The following is a 14,530-nucleotide window of genomic DNA, read 5'->3' as shown; positions in this document are numbered from 1 at the left end:
GGCCGCGCCGGATGACCGGCCACGTCGTGCCGGGCTGGCGATCGGGTGACATGCTTGCTCCCATGGAGGAGCGCAACCGCATGCGGGCGGCCGACGCGGACCGTGAGGCCACCGCGGAGCGACTCCGGGCGGCGTTGAACGAGGGCCGGCTCGACCTGCACGAGTACGACGACCGGCTGCGCCGGGCGTACGGGTCGAAGACCTACGGCGAGCTGGACGAGCTGCTGACCGACCTGCCCGGCGCCGGCCCGGCCGGGCGCCCCCTGCCGGCGCCTCGCGCGGCCGGGGAGGGCGGGGTCGCGGTCCCGGGCACGGAGGCCGTGAGCGGGGCGCGCAGCGCCTGGCTGCTGGGGGTCTGGGGGCCGTGGCTCAAGGTGGCCCTGATCCTCACCGCGATCTGGTTCGTCTCCCAGCTGGCTGAGGGCGAGTTCGAGTTCGACGACTACTGGCCGCTCTGGGTGCTCGGCCCGTGGGGCGCCGTGTTGCTCTACCAGACCGCGCAGGGGCTGGCCACCGGAGCGCCGGAGAAGGACGCCGAACGCCGGCGGCGCAAGCAGGTCGAGCGGGAAGCCCGCCGGCGGGCGAAGCGCGAGCTTCCGGAGACGTGACCTGCGTCATATCCGAGCCGTCCGGGTGACTGTCGCGCCGGTCGGTTTGGCGAGCACGTACGGGTCGGCGTACACTTTCTGATCGGCGCACAGCGTCCACTCCGCCATGCCCACCCTGCGCTTCGGTGGGAGTCGGAGCCGCGGCTGGCGCGGGTTTCCTGATCTTGGTCAGTTCACCCGTGTAAGACGTTGTGGGCCGTCCGGAGTAACCGACGTCAGGACAGCGGAGGACATGCCGAAAAAAGACGGAGCCATCGAGATCGAGGGTCGGGTCATCGAGCCCCTGCCGAACGCCATGTTCCGGGTGGAGCTCGCGAACGGTCACAAGGTGCTGGCTCACATCAGCGGCAAGATGCGGCAGCACTACATCCGCATCCTGCCGGAGGACCGGGTCGTCGTCGAACTCTCGCCGTACGACCTGACCCGCGGGCGCATCGTCTACCGCTACAAGTAAGCCTGACGGCGGCCGGGACGTTTCCGTGTCCGTCTTCGACGTCCGGGTCGCGCTGTGTCGCGGGTCCGGGCCAGATGGGAAGTAAGGCAACCGTGAAGGTCAAGCCGAGCGTCAAGAGGATCTGCAACAAGTGCCGGGTGATCCGCCGGCACGGCCGGGTCATGGTCATCTGCACCGACCCGCGCCACAAGCAGCGCCAGGGCTGACGCCCCACACATCACCAGCTCGTCCCAGCCGCGGTCGGGTGCGCAGCGCGTACCCCCTCGTGGTTGACCCCCGGTCGGAGGCCGGGGCCCGCTCGGGCAGCGACCGATCCCGGTCGCCGGCGTTCTTGACGCCGGAAGGACAGGGACGGCCGGTAGCGGGGTGGGACGGGTCCACACCTCCGCCACAACATCACGAGGAGTACGCCCGCACATGGCACGTCTAGTCGGCGTGGATCTCCCCCGCGAGAAGCGGATGGAGATCGCGCTCACCTACATCTTCGGGGTCGGTCGCACCCGCGCCCTGGAGACGCTCGCCGCGACCGGCATCTCGCCGGACAAGCGCGTTCGGGACCTCACGGACGAGGAGCTCGTCGAGCTCCGGAACCACATCGAGGGCAACTACAAGGTTGAAGGCGACCTGCGCCGCGAGGTCGCCGCTGACATCCGCCGCAAGGTCGAGATCGGCTGCTACGCCGGTATCCGGCACCGCCGCGGTCTGCCCGTGCGTGGCCAGCGCACCAGGACCAACGCGCGGACCCGGAAGGGCCCGAAGCGGACCGTGGCCGGCAAGAAGAAGCCCGGCAAGAAGTAACTAGGAGCGCACAGACTTATGCCACCGAAGGCTCGTGCCGGAGCCGCCGTCAAGAAGGTCCGGCGCAAGGAACGCAAGAACGTCGCCCACGGGCAGGCGCACATCAAGAGCACCTTCAACAACACCATCGTGTCCATCACGGACCCGACCGGTGCGGTCATCTCCTGGGCCTCCTCCGGCCAGGTGGGCTTCAAGGGCTCCCGCAAGTCGACTCCGTTCGCCGCGCAGCTCGCCGCCGAGGCCGCCGCGCGCCGCGCGATGGAGCACGGCATGCGCAAGGTCGACGTGTTCGTCAAGGGCCCCGGCTCCGGCCGGGAGACCGCCATCCGTTCGCTGCAGGCAGTCGGCCTCGAGGTCGGGCAGATCTCCGACGTCACGCCGCAGCCGCACAACGGGTGCCGTCCGCCGAAGCGTCGCCGGGTCTGAGAGGTTAGAGAGAGATGGCTCGTTACACCGGTGCTGACTGCCGCCGTTGCCGGCGGGAGAAGATGAAGCTGTTCCTCAAGGGCAGCAAGTGCGATGGTCCGAAGTGCCCGTTCGAGTCCCGGCCGTTCCCGCCCGGGCAGCACGGCCGCGGCCGCACGAAGGAGACGGAGTACCTGCTCCAGCTCCGTGAGAAGCAGAAGGCCCGTCGTGTCTACGGCGTGCTGGAGAAGCAGTTCCGCGGCTACTACGAAGAGGCCGTGAGCAAGGAGGCCAAGACCGGCGAGGTCCTGCTGCAGATCCTCGAGTCGCGGCTGGACAACGTGGTCTACCGGGCCGGCTACGCCAAGTCCCGGGACATGGCCCGTCAGCTGGTCAAGCACGGCCACTTCACGGTGAACGGCAAGAAGGTCGACATCCCGTCGTACCGCGTCAAGGAGCACGACATCATCGAGGTGCGTGCCAAGAGCAAGGAGCTCACCCCGTTCCTCGTGGCGCAGGGTGAGGCCGGCTCGCGGACCGTTCCGGCGTGGCTGGAGGCGATCCCGAGCCAGATGAAGATCCTCGTGCACTCGCTCCCGGCCCGCCAGGTGATCGACACCCAGGTCCAGGAGCAGCTGATCGTCGAGCTCTACTCCAAGTAAGGGCTCGTTGCGGTGGCCCGTCCTCCGGGGCGGGCCACCGGAACAGTTGTGTCGTGGGCGTCAAATAGCGGGCGCCCCGGAAGAGAAGAGAAAAGATGCTCATCAGCCAGCGACCGTCTCTCTCCGAAGAGTCGATCAACGAGACCCGCTCCCGGTTCACCATCGAGCCGCTGGAGCCCGGCTTCGGCTACACGCTGGGCAACTCGCTGCGGCGTACGCTGCTGTCCTCGATCCCGGGTGCGGCGGTCACCTCGATCAAGATCGACGGTGTGCTGCACGAGTTCACCACGATCCCCGGTGTCAAGGAGGACGTGGTCGAGCTCGTCATGAACATCAAGGAGCTGTGCGTCAGCTCCGAGCACGACGAGCCGGTCAGCATGTACCTGCGCAAGCAGGGCCCGGGCGATGTGACCGCCGGTGACATCCAGCCCCCGGCCGGTGTCTCGGTGCACAACCCGGACCTGAAGCTCGCCACCCTCAACGGCAAGGGCCGGCTCGACATGGAGCTGACCGTCGAGCGGGGTCGCGGCTACGTCACCGCGGCGCAGAACAAGCAGGCGGGCGCCGAGATCGGCCGGATCCCGGTCGACTCGATCTACTCGCCGGTGCTCAAGGTGACGTACCGGGTCGAGGCGACCCGTGTCGAGCAGCGGACCGACTTCGACCGGCTCATCATCGACGTCGAGACCAAGCCGTCGATGGGCCCGCGTACCGCGCTGGCCTCGGCCGGTTCGACGCTGGTGGAGCTGTTCGGGCTGGCCCGGGAGCTGGACGAGACCGCCGAGGGCATCGACATCGGGCCGTCCCCGCAGGACGCCCAGCTGGCGGCGGACCTGGCCCTGCCGATCGAGGAGCTGGACCTCACCGTCCGCTCCTACAACTGCCTCAAGCGCGAGGGCATCAACTCCGTTGGTGAGCTCATCGGGCGTACCGAGGCCGACCTCCTCGACATCCGCAACTTCGGTCAGAAGTCGATCGACGAGGTCAAGATGAAGCTCGCCGGGATGGGCCTGGGGCTGAAGGACTCGGCTCCGAACTTCGACCCGGCGCACGTCGTGGACGCCTTCGGCGAGGCGGACTACGACACCGACGACTACCGCGAGACCGAGCAGCTCTAGTCCGCGCTGCCGCCACACCTGAGGAGCACCAAGCATGCCCACGCCCACCAAGGGCCCCCGCCTCGGCGGCAGCCCCGCGCACGAGCGGCTGATGCTGGCCAACCTGGCCACCGCGCTGTTCCAGCACGGCAAGATCCAGACCACCGAGACGAAGGCCCGGCGGCTGCGTCCGCTGGCCGAGCAGCTCATCACCAAGGCCAAGCGCGGCGACCTCGCCTCGCGCCGCCGCGTGCTGGGCGTCGTCAAGGACAAGGACGTGGTCTACGCCCTGTTCGACCAGATCGCGCCCCGGTACGCCAACCGCAACGGTGGCTACACCCGGATCGTGAAGACCGGTCCGCGCAAGGGTGACGCCGCTCCGATGGCGATCATCGAGCTGGTGGAGGAGCTTCAGGTCGCCGAGCCGAAGGCGAACAAGAAGACCGCCGCCCGCAAGGCCGCCCAGCAGGACAAGGTCGAGGCCCTGGCCCCGGCCGAGGAGACCCCGCGCTCCAGCGCCGGTGACCAGGACGCCGAGGCGCCGGTCTCCGCGTCGGGTGACACCGCCGCCGCCCGTGAGGACAGCGACGAGGCCACCGAGAACGACAAGGCCTGACATCAGGCTCGACCGGGCCCGGCATCCCTTCGGGGGTGCCGGGCCCGTCGCCGTCGACAGGAGGGACGAGGTGGACGAGCGGACCCGGCTGCGGCTGGACGTCTCGTACGACGGCACCGACTTCTCCGGCTGGGCGCCCCAGCCGGCCCGGCGCACAGTGGCCGGCGTGCTCATGCAGACGCTGGACCTGGTGCTCGGCGCGGGCACGGCGACCGGCCTGACGGTGGCCGGGCGTACCGACGCCGGTGTGCACGCCACCGGGCAGGTCTGCCACCTCGACCTGCCGACTCCCGTGTGGCGGGAGCACGAGGGCCGGTTGTTGCGCCGGCTGGCCCGGCTCCTGCCCCCGGACGTCCGGGTACGCGCGATGACCGAGGTACCCGCCGACTTCGACGCCCGGTTCTCGGCCACGTTCCGGCGCTACGAGTACCGGGTCACCGACGCCCCGTGGGGCGCCGAGCCGCTGCGCCGCGGGGACACCCTGGCCTGGCCGAAGCCGCTGGACCTGGCGGCCCTGAACGCCGCCGCTGCCGGGCTGGTGGGCGAGCACGACTTCGCCGCGTACTGCCGGCGCAAGGAGAACGCCACCACGCTGCGCGAGGTGACCCGGCTGGACTGGCGGCGCGACCCGGACGGGATCCTGGTCGCCACCGTGCAGGCCGACGCGTTCTGCCAGAACATGGTGCGCAGCCTGGTCGGGGCGATGCTGGTGGCGGGCGACGGGCGGCGGCCGGTCCAGTGGCCGGCCGGCCTGCTGACCCGCCGCGAGCGCTCCAGCGAGGTGACCGTGGCGCCCGCGCACGGCCTCGCCCTGGTCGCTGTGGGCTACCCGGGCGACCCGGCCGAGTACGCCCGCCGCGCCGAGGAGACCCGCCGGTTGCGGGTGCCGGTGGCCGAGGGCTGAGCCAGCCTCAGTCCGTGCCCCGCTGACCGGCGCTGTCCTCGGCCGAGTCGGCGTCGGGCTGCCCGGCCGTGCCGGCCGCCGCGCGACGGTCCAGCACACCCCGGTTGAGGTGCAGTTCGACCAGGTCGTACATGATCTCGCGGGCGGTCGCGTCGTCGCTCGGGATGCGTTCCCCGTCGGCGCGGGTGACCAGGCAGAAGGCGACGTAGTGTCCGCGTACCTGCCAGGCGACCCGGGCCGCGGCCTTCTCCACCGCGTCGGTGTCGTCGCCCGCCGCCATGCCACGGAACCGTCCCTGGCGCGCGTCGAGCAGCGGCCGGATGCGGTCGCGTACCCGCTGGGCGGTGGCCACGTCGGTGAGGTTGAACAGACCGGCGGTGATCAGGTGGTCGCCGTCGGGGGAGCGGAGCGTGCCCCGCACCACCTGGTTGCAGCCGAGCCGGACCAGCAGGTCGGCGATCTCGCCGGTGGCCGCGACCTGGCACTTCGTGCTGGCCTGGGTCTTCAGCACCCGGTAGGCCGGTTTCCCGTCGGTGACCACCAGGTCCTTGGTCGGGAAGACCTCCTTGGCGGTGAGCGATGCCTGGTCGGTGTCCCGGGAGTCCAGGTCGGTGCCACCGGACGGCGTGCTCGACTCGGTCGGCTGCGGGGTCGGCTGGCCCGCCGGCGGCGTGGTGGTGCGTTCGTCGAGCAGGGCCGCGACGGCGAGCCCGGTGAGCGAGAGCAGGAGCAGTACGGCGGCGCCGCCGACGAGCGTCTGCCAGAACCGGCCGCCGCCGCGGCGTTCGGCGCGCCGGGTCCGGGGCAGTTCGGAGACGTCGGCGGCGCGGGCGGTGGGGCTGGCCGGGATCGGCACCGTCGGCCGGTTCGCCGCCGCCGGTACGGGTGCCGGCATGGGCGGCGCGGGCTGCGGCACCGGGGAGGGCTCCCGTGGTGGGGCAGGCCGTCCCGGTGTCGGCGCCGGGGCCGGTGGCGCGGGAACGGGTGCGCGGGCGTCGTCCGCCACCGCCTGCCCGCCGGGGTCGGCCTGCTCGGTCGCGCCGGTCGGCGGCAGCGCCGCTTGCGGGCGCGGCGGCGGGGGCAGCGACGGCGTGGGGAAGCGGGAACGTGACGGACCCGCGGGCGGGGGCGTGGCTGCGGGCCCGTTCGGGGCCGACCCGGGCTTCGGGTACTCCAGGAAGGCGTCCTCATCGGACTCGTACCGGTACACCATGTGGCATAGAGTAGGGCTGATTGTCCCTTTCAGGGGTAATATCGGGAAATTCTGGCGGAGTGGCGTGCGACCCCGCCCGTGACACCGTCGCCGGAACCCCTGCGGCCCGGTGCGAGAATGCGGGCGTGACCGGCGACCACTACTTCACAGCTGAGCCCTCGACCCCGGCCCGCCCCCGCGAGGTCGAGTTCACAGTCGCCGGGCGCGACTACACGCTCGCCTCGGCCGGCGGCGTCTTCTCCGCCGACCGGCTCGACCCGGGCACCGCCGTACTGCTGCGCAAGGCCGACCTGCCGGCCGCCGACGTCACCGGCGCGCTGCTCGACATCGGCTGCGGCTTCGGCCCGATCACCTGCGTCCTGGCCACTGTCGCGCCGAAGGCCACCGTCTGGGCCGTGGACGTCAACGAGCGCGCCCGCGCCCTCACCACCGCCAACGCGGCAAGGGTCGGTGCCGCCGACCGGGTACGCGCCGTCGCGCCGGACGAACTGCCGGACGACGTCACCTTCGCCCAGATCTGGTCCAACCCGCCGATCCACATCGGCAAGCCGGAACTGCGCGGCCTGCTGCTGCGCTGGCTGCCCCGCCTCGCCCCGGACGGCGTGGCCTGGCTGGTCGTCGCCCGGCACCTCGGCGGCGACTCGCTGCACCGCTGGCTGGTCGAGCAGGGCTGGTCGGTCGAGCGGCACGCCAGCCAGAAGGGCTACCGGGTGCTGCGGGTCACCCGGTAATCCGGTGTCGTCCACCGACCCGGCTCGGGCAGGATGCCCGCGTGGGATACGTGGACGTGGCAGGAGTAGGGCACATCCTCCCGGACGGGCGTGAGCTGTTCAGCGACGTGTCGTTCCGGGTCGGTGAGGGTGCCAAGGTGGCGCTGGTCGGCCCGAACGGCGCCGGCAAGACCACGCTGCTGCGGATGGTCGCCGGTGACCTGCCGGTGAAGACCGGCGCTGTCGCCCGCTCCGGTGGGCTGGGCGTGATGCGGCAGTTCATCGGCATGATCGGCGACGAGTCCACGCTCGCCGACCTCGCCCTGTCGCTGGCGCCGCCGGCGCTGCGCGACGCCGGGCGGCGGCTCGCCGAGACCGAGGCGGCCATGCGGGCGGCCGAGGTCCGCGGCAAGTACAGCTCCGCCGCCGCCAAGACCCAGCTCGCGTACGCTGAGGCGCTCGCCGCCTGGGGCGAGACCGGCGGGTACGACGCCGAGGTCCTCTTCGACACCGTCGCCACCATCGTGCTCGACCTGCCCTGGGACAGCGCCCGGGAACGGCCGGTCCGCACGCTGTCCGGCGGCCAGCAGAAGCGCTTCGCGCTGGAACTGCTGCTGCGCGGCCCCGACGAGGTGCTGCTGCTCGACGAGCCGGACAACTTCCTCGACGTACCCGGCAAACGCTGGCTGGAGGCGCGCCTGCGCGAGTCGGGCAAGTCCGTGCTCTACGTCTCGCACGACCGGGAACTGCTGGCGCAGACCGCCGACCGGGTCGTCGCGGTGGAGGGCGGCAGCGCCTGGGTGCACCCGGGCGGCTTCGCGAGCTGGCACGAGGCACGGGTGGCCCGGCACGCCCGCCTCGACGAGCTGCGCAAGCGCTGGGACGAGGAGCACCAGAAGCTGCGCGAGCTGATGCTGATGTACAAGCAGAAGGCCGCGTACAACGACGGGATGGCCTCCCGCTACCAGGCCGCGCAGACCCGGTTGCGCAAGTTCGAGGAGGCCGGGCCGCCGCCCGTACCCCCGAAGGACCAGGACATCCGGATGCGCCTGACCGGCGGGCGGACCGGCAAGCGCGCGGTGATCGCCGAGCAGTTGGAGCTGGACGGCCTGACGTACCCGTTCGACCTGGAACTCTGGTACGGCGACCGGGTCGCGGTGCTCGGCGCGAACGGCACCGGCAAGTCTCACTTCCTGTGGCTGCTGGCCCGGGGCGGCACCGACCCGGAGCCGGGCAACACGCCTGTGGACGGCGCCGCCGCGCTCGCACCTGTCGCCCACGGCGGCGTGGTCCGGCTCGGCGCACGGGTCCGGCCCGGGCACTTCTCGCAGACCCACGACCGGCCGGAGCTGATGGGCAAGACGCTCGTCGAGGTGCTGTGGCGCGGCGACGACCACCGGGCCGGCATGGACCGGCACGCCGCGATGGCGGCGCTGTCCCGGTACGAGCTGGCCGGCCAGGGCGACCAGCGGTTCGGCACGCTCTCCGGCGGACAGCAGGCGCGGTTCCTGGTGCTGCTGCTGGAGCTGTCCGGGGCGACGCTGCTGCTGCTCGACGAGCCCACCGACAACCTCGACCTGGCCTCGGCGGAGGCGCTGGAGGCCGGGCTGACCGCGTTCGAGGGGACTGTGGTCGCGGTGACACACGACAGGTGGTTCACCCGTACCTTCGACCGGTTCGTGCTGTTCCGGGGCGACGGCGACGTGGTGGAGACGCCGGAGCCGGTCTGGGACGTGGGGTGATCGACAGGGACCTGGCCGACCGGCTGTGCGCGGTGGACGGCGTGGTCGCGGTGGCGCTCGGCGGCAGCCGGGCCCGCGGCGACCACCGGCCCGACTCCGACTGGGACGTGGGCCTCTACTACCGGGGCGCGCCGGACCTGGCCGGGCTGCGCGCGGTGGCCGCCTCGATCGCCGACGGGCCGGTGGACCTCACCGCCCCGGGCGGCTGGGGGCCGTGGGTCGACGGGGGCGGCTGGCTGCGCGTCGGCGGGGTGGCGGTGGACTGGATCTACCGCGACCTGGACCGGGTGCACCGGGTCTGGGCGGACTGCCGGGCCGGCCGCTACACGGTCGAGGCGCAGGCCGGGCATCCGCTCGGTTTCTACTCGCACGCGTACGCCGGGGAGGTGGCGCTCGGGCGGGTGCTCGGCGACCCGACCGGTGAGCTGACCGCGCTGCGGGCCGAGACCTTCGACTACCCGCCCGCGCTCGGCGCCGCGCTGATCGCAGGTGGCTGGGAGACCGGGCTGCTGCTCGACGGCGCCGCCAAGGGCGCGGCAGGGGGCGACGCCGGCTACGTGGCGGGCTGCCTGTTCCGGGTGGTCGGCGTGCTGGTCCACGCGCTGCACGGCCGGGCCGGGCGGTGGCTGGTCAACGAGAAGGGCATGATCGTCTCCGCCGGGCGCCTGCCCGGTGCGCCGCCGGACTTCGCCGAGCGGGCGCAGGCGCTGCTGGGCGCGGTGGGGCGTACCCCTGAGGAACTGGCGGCGACGATCGGTGCCGCCCGGACGCTGGCCGACCAGGTGCTGCCGCTGCCCGGATGACACCCGGGCAGCGGGCATAGGGTGGATCTCGTGAGTGAGATGACCTATCGCCGGCTGGGCGACTCCGGGCTCGTGGTGTCAGTTGTCGGTATCGGCTGCAACAACTTCGGCCGCAAACTCGACCTCGACGGCACCCGGGCGGTGGTGGACGCCGCGCTCGACGCCGGGATCAACTTCTTCGACACCGCCGACATCTACGGCGAGCCGCAGGGTGCCTCCGAGGAACTGCTCGGCCGGGCGCTCAAGGGCCGCCGCGACGACGTGGTGGTGGCCACCAAGTTCGGCATGGACATGAACGGCGCGAACGGGCCGGACCACGGCGCCCGGGGCGCCCGCCGCTACATCGCCCGCGCGGTCGAGGCGTCGCTGCGCCGGCTCGGCACCGACCACATCGACCTGTACCAGATGCACGAGCCCGACCCGGGCACCCCGATCGACGAGACGCTCGCCGCGCTGGACGACCTGGTGACCGCCGGCAAGGTGCGCTACCTCGGCAACTCCAACTTCGCCGGGTGGCAGATCGCCGACGCCGACTGGACCGCGTCGTCGCAGGGGCGTACCCGGTTCATCTCCGCGCAGAACCACTACTCGCTGGTGGAGCGCGGGGTGGAGGACGAGGTGATCCCCGCCTGCGAGCGGTTCGGCCTCGGCATGCTGCCGTTCTTCCCGCTCGCCAACGGGCTGCTCACCGGCAAGTACAAGCGCGGCGAGGCGCCCCCGGCGGGCAGCCGCCTGGCCGGTGGCGGCCGGTACGCCGAGCGGCTGGCCGCCGCGCGCTGGGACGTCATCGAGGCGATCGAGGCGTACGCGGCCGAGCGCGGCATCAGCATGCTCCAGGTGGCCATCGGCGGCCTGGCGGCCCGTCCCGCCGTGACGTCGGTGATCGCCGGCGCGACCACTGGCGAGCAGGTGAAGGCCAACGCCGAAGCCGGGACGTGGCAGCCGTCCGACGAGGACCTGACCGCCTTGGACGCCATCCTCTGACCGTCCCTGCCGGTACATATGCGCCCGCTCGCGCGTCGGGGGTGCGCCCGCTTGTCGGCGTGCGAGCGTCGGGGCTTGCCCCGCGCGGCGTGCGCCCACCGTGGCCCGCCCGCCCGCGCGCCCGCCCGCGGAGGCACCCGTGGCGTTCCACTCAGAGGCAGCGCTCACGATGAGTGGAACGGTATGGGTGTCAAGAGGGCCCACAGACACCCACGGCGTTCCACTCGTCGCCAGATTCAGTCGCGAGTGGAACGCCATAGGTGTCTGTGGGCGGCCTCCTGACGCCCGTGCTGTCTTGGGCGGCCCGCTCCGGCCAGGTGGCGGGTGGCGGCCGGGGGCGCGGCGGGGCGAGACTCGGGCCTGCGGGGCTGCGGGGCTGCGGGGCTGTGGGGCTGCGGCTGTGGGGCTGCGGGCTTTGGGCTGCGAGCCGGGGTGCGGGGGGCTGCGGGTGCGGATCAGTGGTTTGCCGCGGCGGCGCGACGTTCTGCCAGGGCCTGGCGCACCAGGGCGACAGTGGCGTCGGGCCGGCGTAGCACGTCGTCGACGGTGAACCGGAGCACGACCCACCCGGCCGCGCGGAGCGCGTTCAGGCGTGCCACGTCCCGCCGGAAGTGAGCCCGTTCCCGGTGGTGGTCGCCGTCGTACTCGACCGCGAGGCGGAGAGCCGGCCAGGCCAGGTCCACCCGGGCCACGAAGCGTCCGCCGGTGCGCACCTCGTGCTGGGCGGTCAGCGGGCCGAGACCGGCGTCGAGGAGGAGCAGCCGTAGCCGCGTCTCCATCGGGGACTCGCTCAACGGCTCGGCCATCGCCAGTACCTCGCGCAGCAGCGGAGCGCCCGGCCAACCCGGCCGGTCGGCGGCGTAGGCCCGCAGGACGGGCAGCTTCACGACCCGGCGACGCAGCAGCGCGTCAACGGCGACCAGCGCCTCGGCGAGTGAGCCCTGCCGGCCCAGGTCGAACGCGGTACGCAGCGGGGTCGTGACCGGCAGCCCCGCGAACCGGGTGCGGTCCGACTCGGGCAGGGGCGACCGGGTCACCAGCAGCCGTGGATGAGGACGCATGCGGGCCGGGCTCGGCAGCAGCACGGTGACCGGCGCGTCGCGGCTGAGCACGTCCGTGCCGAACAGCCAGGCGGCGCTGCGTCCCGCCAGTGCGGCACCCGGCGGCAGGCGCAACGCCACCGCCTCGCACCACATCCGGTGGTCGTCGGCGCGGTATCCGTCCCGGTGCACGTACACGTCCGGCAGCAGGCGGATCCAGGTCGGCCCGCGCAGCATCGTCCAGGTGAGCAGTCCTTCGGAGACGGCATGGCTGCCCCGGAACGGCAGGATCGCCAGGCGGCGCGGGACACGGGCGGGAACGGACATCCCGGCAGCGTGTCGTGACGAGACGATCACCTGTTGCCCCGGTACGGCATGTGAACGGTTCCTGGGAAAAACCTCACCCGGGGTTCCGTACGGGCGGGAGGCGTCGTACGGTAGGCCGCAAGTGACCCACGGGAGCCCGGTGCGGACCGGGCTGAGAGGGGGGCTGGGAGCCCCCGACCGTCGAACCTGATCCGGGTAATGCCGGCGCAGGGAGGAGCGTTGCCGTGCTGTCCCTGGGACGACTGCATCTCATCACCGACACCCGGCCGGGGCGTGACCCGCTCGCCGTGCTGCGTGCCGCCCTGCCCGTGGCGGGCGCCGAACTCGTCGTGCAGGTGCGCGTGGAGGACGACGCCACCGACCGGGAGGCGTACGAGCTGGCGTGCCGGGTGACCGAGGCATGCCGGCCGTACGGGGCACAGTTCCTGGTCAACGACCGGCTGCACGTGGCGCTCGCGGTGGACGCCGCCGGGGGCCACGTCGGTGCGGACGATCTGCCGGTCGCAGCCGCACGCCGGGTGCTCGGCCCGGACGCGGTGCTCGGCGCGACCGCCCGGGGGCCGGTGGGCGCCCGTACGGCCGTGGATGCGGGCGCGAGCTACCTGGGCGTGGGCCCGTGCCACGTCACCACCACCAAGTCCGGCCTGCCGGACCCGATCGGCCCCGAGGGGATACGCGCGGTCGCCGAGGCGGTCAGCGTCCCGGTGATCGCGATCGGTGGGGTGACGGCCGCGAGCGTGCCGGCGCTGCGGGCCGCCGGGGCGTACGGGGTGGCGGTGGTCGGCGCGCTCAGCCTGGCTGCCGATCCGGCGCACGCCACCGCCGAGCTGCTGCGGGCGCTGACGTGTTAAAAGGGGGCCCTTCCTCTACCGGAGGCGTTAACAGGGGGCCCTTCCTTACCGACGTGGCGGTGGTGGGCGCCGGGCCGGTGGGACTCGCGATCGCGTGGCGGTGCGCGCAGCGCGGACTGCGCGTGGTGGTGCACGACGACCGGCCCGGGTCGGGCGCCTCGTCGGTGGCCGCCGGGATGCTGTCGCCGGTCGCCGAGGCGTACTTCGGTGAGCACGAACTCACAGCGCTTCTCGTCGGGTCCGCCGCCCGCTGGCCCGGCTTCGCGGCCGAGCTGACCGAGGCGAGCGGCGTCGACCTCGGCTACCGCACCGAGGGCACGCTCGTGGTCGGGCTCACCGCCGACGACCTGGCCGAGGCGGGGCGGCTGTGGTCGTACCAACGGGGTCTGGGACTGCCGATCACGCCGCTGCGGCCCTCGGAGCTGCGCGACCGCGAGCCGGCGCTGGCACCGCGCGTGCGCGGCGGCGCGGTGGCCCCCGGCGACCACCAAGTGGATCCGCGACGGCTGGTCGCCGCGTTGCGGACGGCCGTGGAGCGCGCCGGCGTGGAGCTGCGCCCGGCCCGCGTCGGCGCGCTGTCCGAGGTGGACGCCCGGGTCACAGTGGTCGCGGCCGGCTGCGGCGCGGCGGGCCTGACCGGCCTGCCGGTCCGGCCGGTCAAGGGCCAGGTGCTGCGGCTGCGCGCGCCGGGTGGCGGTCCGCCGGGCTTCCGGCACGTGATCCGGGGGTACGCGGACAGCGAGCCGGTCTACCTGGTGCCCCGGGACAGCGGTGAGGTCGTGGTCGGGGCGACTGTGGAGGAACGCGCGGACACCGAGGTCACCGCCGGTGGCGTGCTGACACTGCTGCGCGCCGCCGCGGAGCTGGTGCCGGAACTCGTCGAGTACGAGCTGGTGGAAGCAGTCGCCGGGCTGCGCCCCGGTACGCCCGACAACGCGCCGATCATCGGGCCGCTCCCCGGGCGGCCGGGCGTGCTCGCCGCGACCGGGCACCACAGGCACGGCATCGTGCTCACGCCGGTCACCGCCGACCTGGTCACCGAGCTGATCGTCACCGGCGAGCCGGATCCCGCGCTCGCCCCCTTCACCCCGGACCGCTTCGGGAAGGAGCGCACGTGGAACTGATCGTCAACGGCACCGGCCGGACGTTGCCCGAGGGCGTCACCGTCGCCGAGGTGGTCCGCACCGTCACCGACCGGGAGCGCGGGCTCGCCGTAGCGGTCAACGGCGAGGTGGTGCCACGCGGCGGCTGGGCGGCGAGCGTGCTGCGCGACGGCGACCGGGTCGAGGTACTCAGCGCCACCCAGGGCGGGTGAA

At 72.9% G+C, this 14,530-nt stretch carries 18 protein-coding genes and 1 riboswitch; of the genes, 16 read left to right on the top strand and 2 right to left on the bottom strand.

Going from position 1 to position 14,530, the window contains the following annotated elements; translation table 11 throughout:
* Positions 1–62: 62 nt before the first annotated feature.
* The 9 genes from ML5_RS03010 to truA all read left to right on the top strand — a co-directional run bounded on the left by ML5_RS03010 (position 63) and on the right by truA (position 5,544).
* The gene (locus ML5_RS03010) at positions 63–608 is read left to right on the top strand and encodes a DUF1707 domain-containing protein (RefSeq protein ID WP_030269335.1); all 546 of its coding nucleotides are present in this window, start codon (positions 63–65) and stop codon (positions 606–608) included.
* A 232-nt stretch (positions 609–840) separates the two neighbouring features.
* Positions 841–1,062 carry a translation initiation factor IF-1 gene (gene infA, locus ML5_RS03005; RefSeq protein ID WP_007073013.1) on the top strand — a complete coding sequence of 74 codons (222 nt, stop codon included), beginning with the start codon at positions 841–843 and terminating at the stop codon, positions 1,060–1,062.
* Between the two features lie 92 nt (positions 1,063–1,154).
* Positions 1,155–1,268, top strand: coding sequence for a 50S ribosomal protein L36 (rpmJ, locus tag ML5_RS03000; protein ID WP_012184307.1), 114 nt, complete (start codon positions 1,155–1,157; stop codon positions 1,266–1,268).
* A 211-nt stretch (positions 1,269–1,479) separates the two neighbouring features.
* Complete coding sequence (gene rpsM / locus ML5_RS02995; RefSeq protein WP_013473691.1) at positions 1,480–1,860, top strand: 30S ribosomal protein S13; 381 nt, start codon at positions 1,480–1,482, stop codon at positions 1,858–1,860.
* Positions 1,861–1,878: 18 nt separating this feature from the next.
* On the top strand, positions 1,879–2,286 hold the full coding sequence (rpsK, locus tag ML5_RS02990; RefSeq protein ID WP_013288613.1) for a 30S ribosomal protein S11: 408 nt from the start codon (positions 1,879–1,881) through the stop codon (positions 2,284–2,286).
* A gap of 14 nt (positions 2,287–2,300) precedes the next feature.
* Entirely contained in the window at positions 2,301–2,927 is a 627-nt protein-coding gene (gene rpsD, locus ML5_RS02985; RefSeq protein WP_013288612.1) for a 30S ribosomal protein S4, read from the top strand.
* 95 nt (positions 2,928–3,022) lie between these two features.
* A complete protein-coding gene (locus tag ML5_RS02980; protein ID WP_007073009.1) occupies positions 3,023–4,045 on the top strand; it encodes a DNA-directed RNA polymerase subunit alpha in 1,023 nt (340 codons plus the stop codon).
* Positions 4,046–4,079: 34 nt separating this feature from the next.
* The gene (rplQ, locus tag ML5_RS02975) at positions 4,080–4,640 is read left to right on the top strand and encodes a 50S ribosomal protein L17 (protein WP_013288611.1); all 561 of its coding nucleotides are present in this window, start codon (positions 4,080–4,082) and stop codon (positions 4,638–4,640) included.
* A 70-nt stretch (positions 4,641–4,710) separates the two neighbouring features.
* Complete coding sequence (truA, locus tag ML5_RS02970) at positions 4,711–5,544, top strand: tRNA pseudouridine(38-40) synthase TruA (protein ID WP_013288610.1); 834 nt, start codon at positions 4,711–4,713, stop codon at positions 5,542–5,544.
* Positions 5,545–5,551: 7 nt separating this feature from the next.
* Here truA and ML5_RS02965 read toward each other — a convergent pair whose 3' ends face one another.
* Positions 5,552–6,757: a hypothetical protein gene (locus ML5_RS02965; RefSeq protein ID WP_304412284.1), complete on the bottom strand. Its 1,206-nt coding sequence runs from the start codon at positions 6,755–6,757 to the stop codon at positions 5,552–5,554.
* A gap of 125 nt (positions 6,758–6,882) precedes the next feature.
* Here ML5_RS02965 and ML5_RS02960 point away from each other — a divergent pair, with 125 nt between their 5' ends.
* From ML5_RS02960 to ML5_RS02945, 4 genes are read left to right on the top strand one after another with little or no spacing between them, the layout of a single operon-like run.
* Positions 6,883–7,488, top strand: a complete 606-nt coding sequence (locus tag ML5_RS02960; protein ID WP_041784062.1) for a class I SAM-dependent methyltransferase — start codon at positions 6,883–6,885, stop codon at positions 7,486–7,488.
* A gap of 41 nt (positions 7,489–7,529) precedes the next feature.
* Positions 7,530–9,209 carry an ABC-F family ATP-binding cassette domain-containing protein gene (locus tag ML5_RS02955; protein ID WP_013473688.1) on the top strand — a complete coding sequence of 560 codons (1,680 nt, stop codon included), beginning with the start codon at positions 7,530–7,532 and terminating at the stop codon, positions 9,207–9,209.
* Positions 9,206–10,012: a nucleotidyltransferase family protein gene (locus tag ML5_RS02950; protein ID WP_013473687.1), complete on the top strand. Its 807-nt coding sequence runs from the start codon at positions 9,206–9,208 to the stop codon at positions 10,010–10,012. Before ML5_RS02955 ends, ML5_RS02950 begins: the two co-directional genes overlap by 4 nt.
* A gap of 21 nt (positions 10,013–10,033) precedes the next feature.
* Positions 10,034–10,996 (top strand): aldo/keto reductase, encoded by a 963-nt coding sequence (locus ML5_RS02945; protein WP_201766721.1) that lies wholly within the window; start codon positions 10,034–10,036, stop codon positions 10,994–10,996.
* A gap of 455 nt (positions 10,997–11,451) precedes the next feature.
* Here the strand turns inward: ML5_RS02945 and ML5_RS02940 are convergent, their stop codons facing one another.
* A complete protein-coding gene (locus ML5_RS02940) occupies positions 11,452–12,363 on the bottom strand; it encodes a DUF559 domain-containing protein (protein WP_013473685.1) in 912 nt (303 codons plus the stop codon).
* A gap of 118 nt (positions 12,364–12,481) precedes the next feature.
* Positions 12,482–12,593, top strand: a riboswitch (TPP riboswitch).
* Here ML5_RS02940 and thiE point away from each other — a divergent pair.
* From thiE to thiS, 3 genes are all read left to right on the top strand, one after another.
* Positions 12,588–13,214 (top strand): thiamine phosphate synthase, encoded by a 627-nt coding sequence (gene thiE / locus ML5_RS02935; RefSeq protein ID WP_013473684.1) that lies wholly within the window; start codon positions 12,588–12,590, stop codon positions 13,212–13,214. Its footprint overlaps the riboswitch before it by 6 nt.
* The gene (gene thiO, locus ML5_RS02930; RefSeq protein ID WP_168168208.1) at positions 13,208–14,338 is read left to right on the top strand and encodes a glycine oxidase ThiO; all 1,131 of its coding nucleotides are present in this window, start codon (positions 13,208–13,210) and stop codon (positions 14,336–14,338) included. The genes thiE and thiO overlap by 7 nt, the downstream gene beginning before the upstream one ends.
* A complete protein-coding gene (gene thiS, locus ML5_RS02925) occupies positions 14,329–14,529 on the top strand; it encodes a sulfur carrier protein ThiS (protein WP_013473682.1) in 201 nt (66 codons plus the stop codon). The genes thiO and thiS overlap by 10 nt, the downstream gene beginning before the upstream one ends.
* The last annotated feature ends 1 nt before the right edge of the window (position 14,530 follow it).

This window comes from Micromonospora sp. L5, assembly GCF_000177655.2.
Taxonomy (GTDB): Bacteria; Actinomycetota; Actinomycetes; order Mycobacteriales; family Micromonosporaceae; genus Micromonospora; species Micromonospora aurantiaca.
The sequence above is the reverse complement of the archived record's forward strand: the minus strand, read 5'-3'. Positions and strand labels throughout refer to the sequence as shown.

Excerpts from the sequence above, each read along its gene's own strand:
- ML5_RS03010 (WP_030269335.1), top strand. The coding sequence starts at position 63 with ATGGAGGAGCGCAACCGCATGCGGGCGGCCGACGCGGACCGTGAGGCC.
- ML5_RS02965 (WP_304412284.1), bottom strand. The coding sequence starts at position 6,757 with ATGGTGTACCGGTACGAGTCCGATGAGGACGCCTTCCTGGAGTACCCG.
- rplQ (WP_013288611.1), top strand. The coding sequence starts at position 4,080 with ATGCCCACGCCCACCAAGGGCCCCCGCCTCGGCGGCAGCCCCGCGCAC.
- rpsK (WP_013288613.1), top strand. The coding sequence starts at position 1,879 with ATGCCACCGAAGGCTCGTGCCGGAGCCGCCGTCAAGAAGGTCCGGCGC.
- infA (WP_007073013.1), top strand. The coding sequence starts at position 841 with ATGCCGAAAAAAGACGGAGCCATCGAGATCGAGGGTCGGGTCATCGAG.
- ML5_RS02940 (WP_013473685.1), bottom strand. The coding sequence starts at position 12,363 with ATGTCCGTTCCCGCCCGTGTCCCGCGCCGCCTGGCGATCCTGCCGTTC.
- rpsD (WP_013288612.1), top strand. The coding sequence starts at position 2,301 with ATGGCTCGTTACACCGGTGCTGACTGCCGCCGTTGCCGGCGGGAGAAG.
- ML5_RS02980 (WP_007073009.1), top strand. The coding sequence starts at position 3,023 with ATGCTCATCAGCCAGCGACCGTCTCTCTCCGAAGAGTCGATCAACGAG.
- rpsM (WP_013473691.1), top strand. The coding sequence starts at position 1,480 with ATGGCACGTCTAGTCGGCGTGGATCTCCCCCGCGAGAAGCGGATGGAG.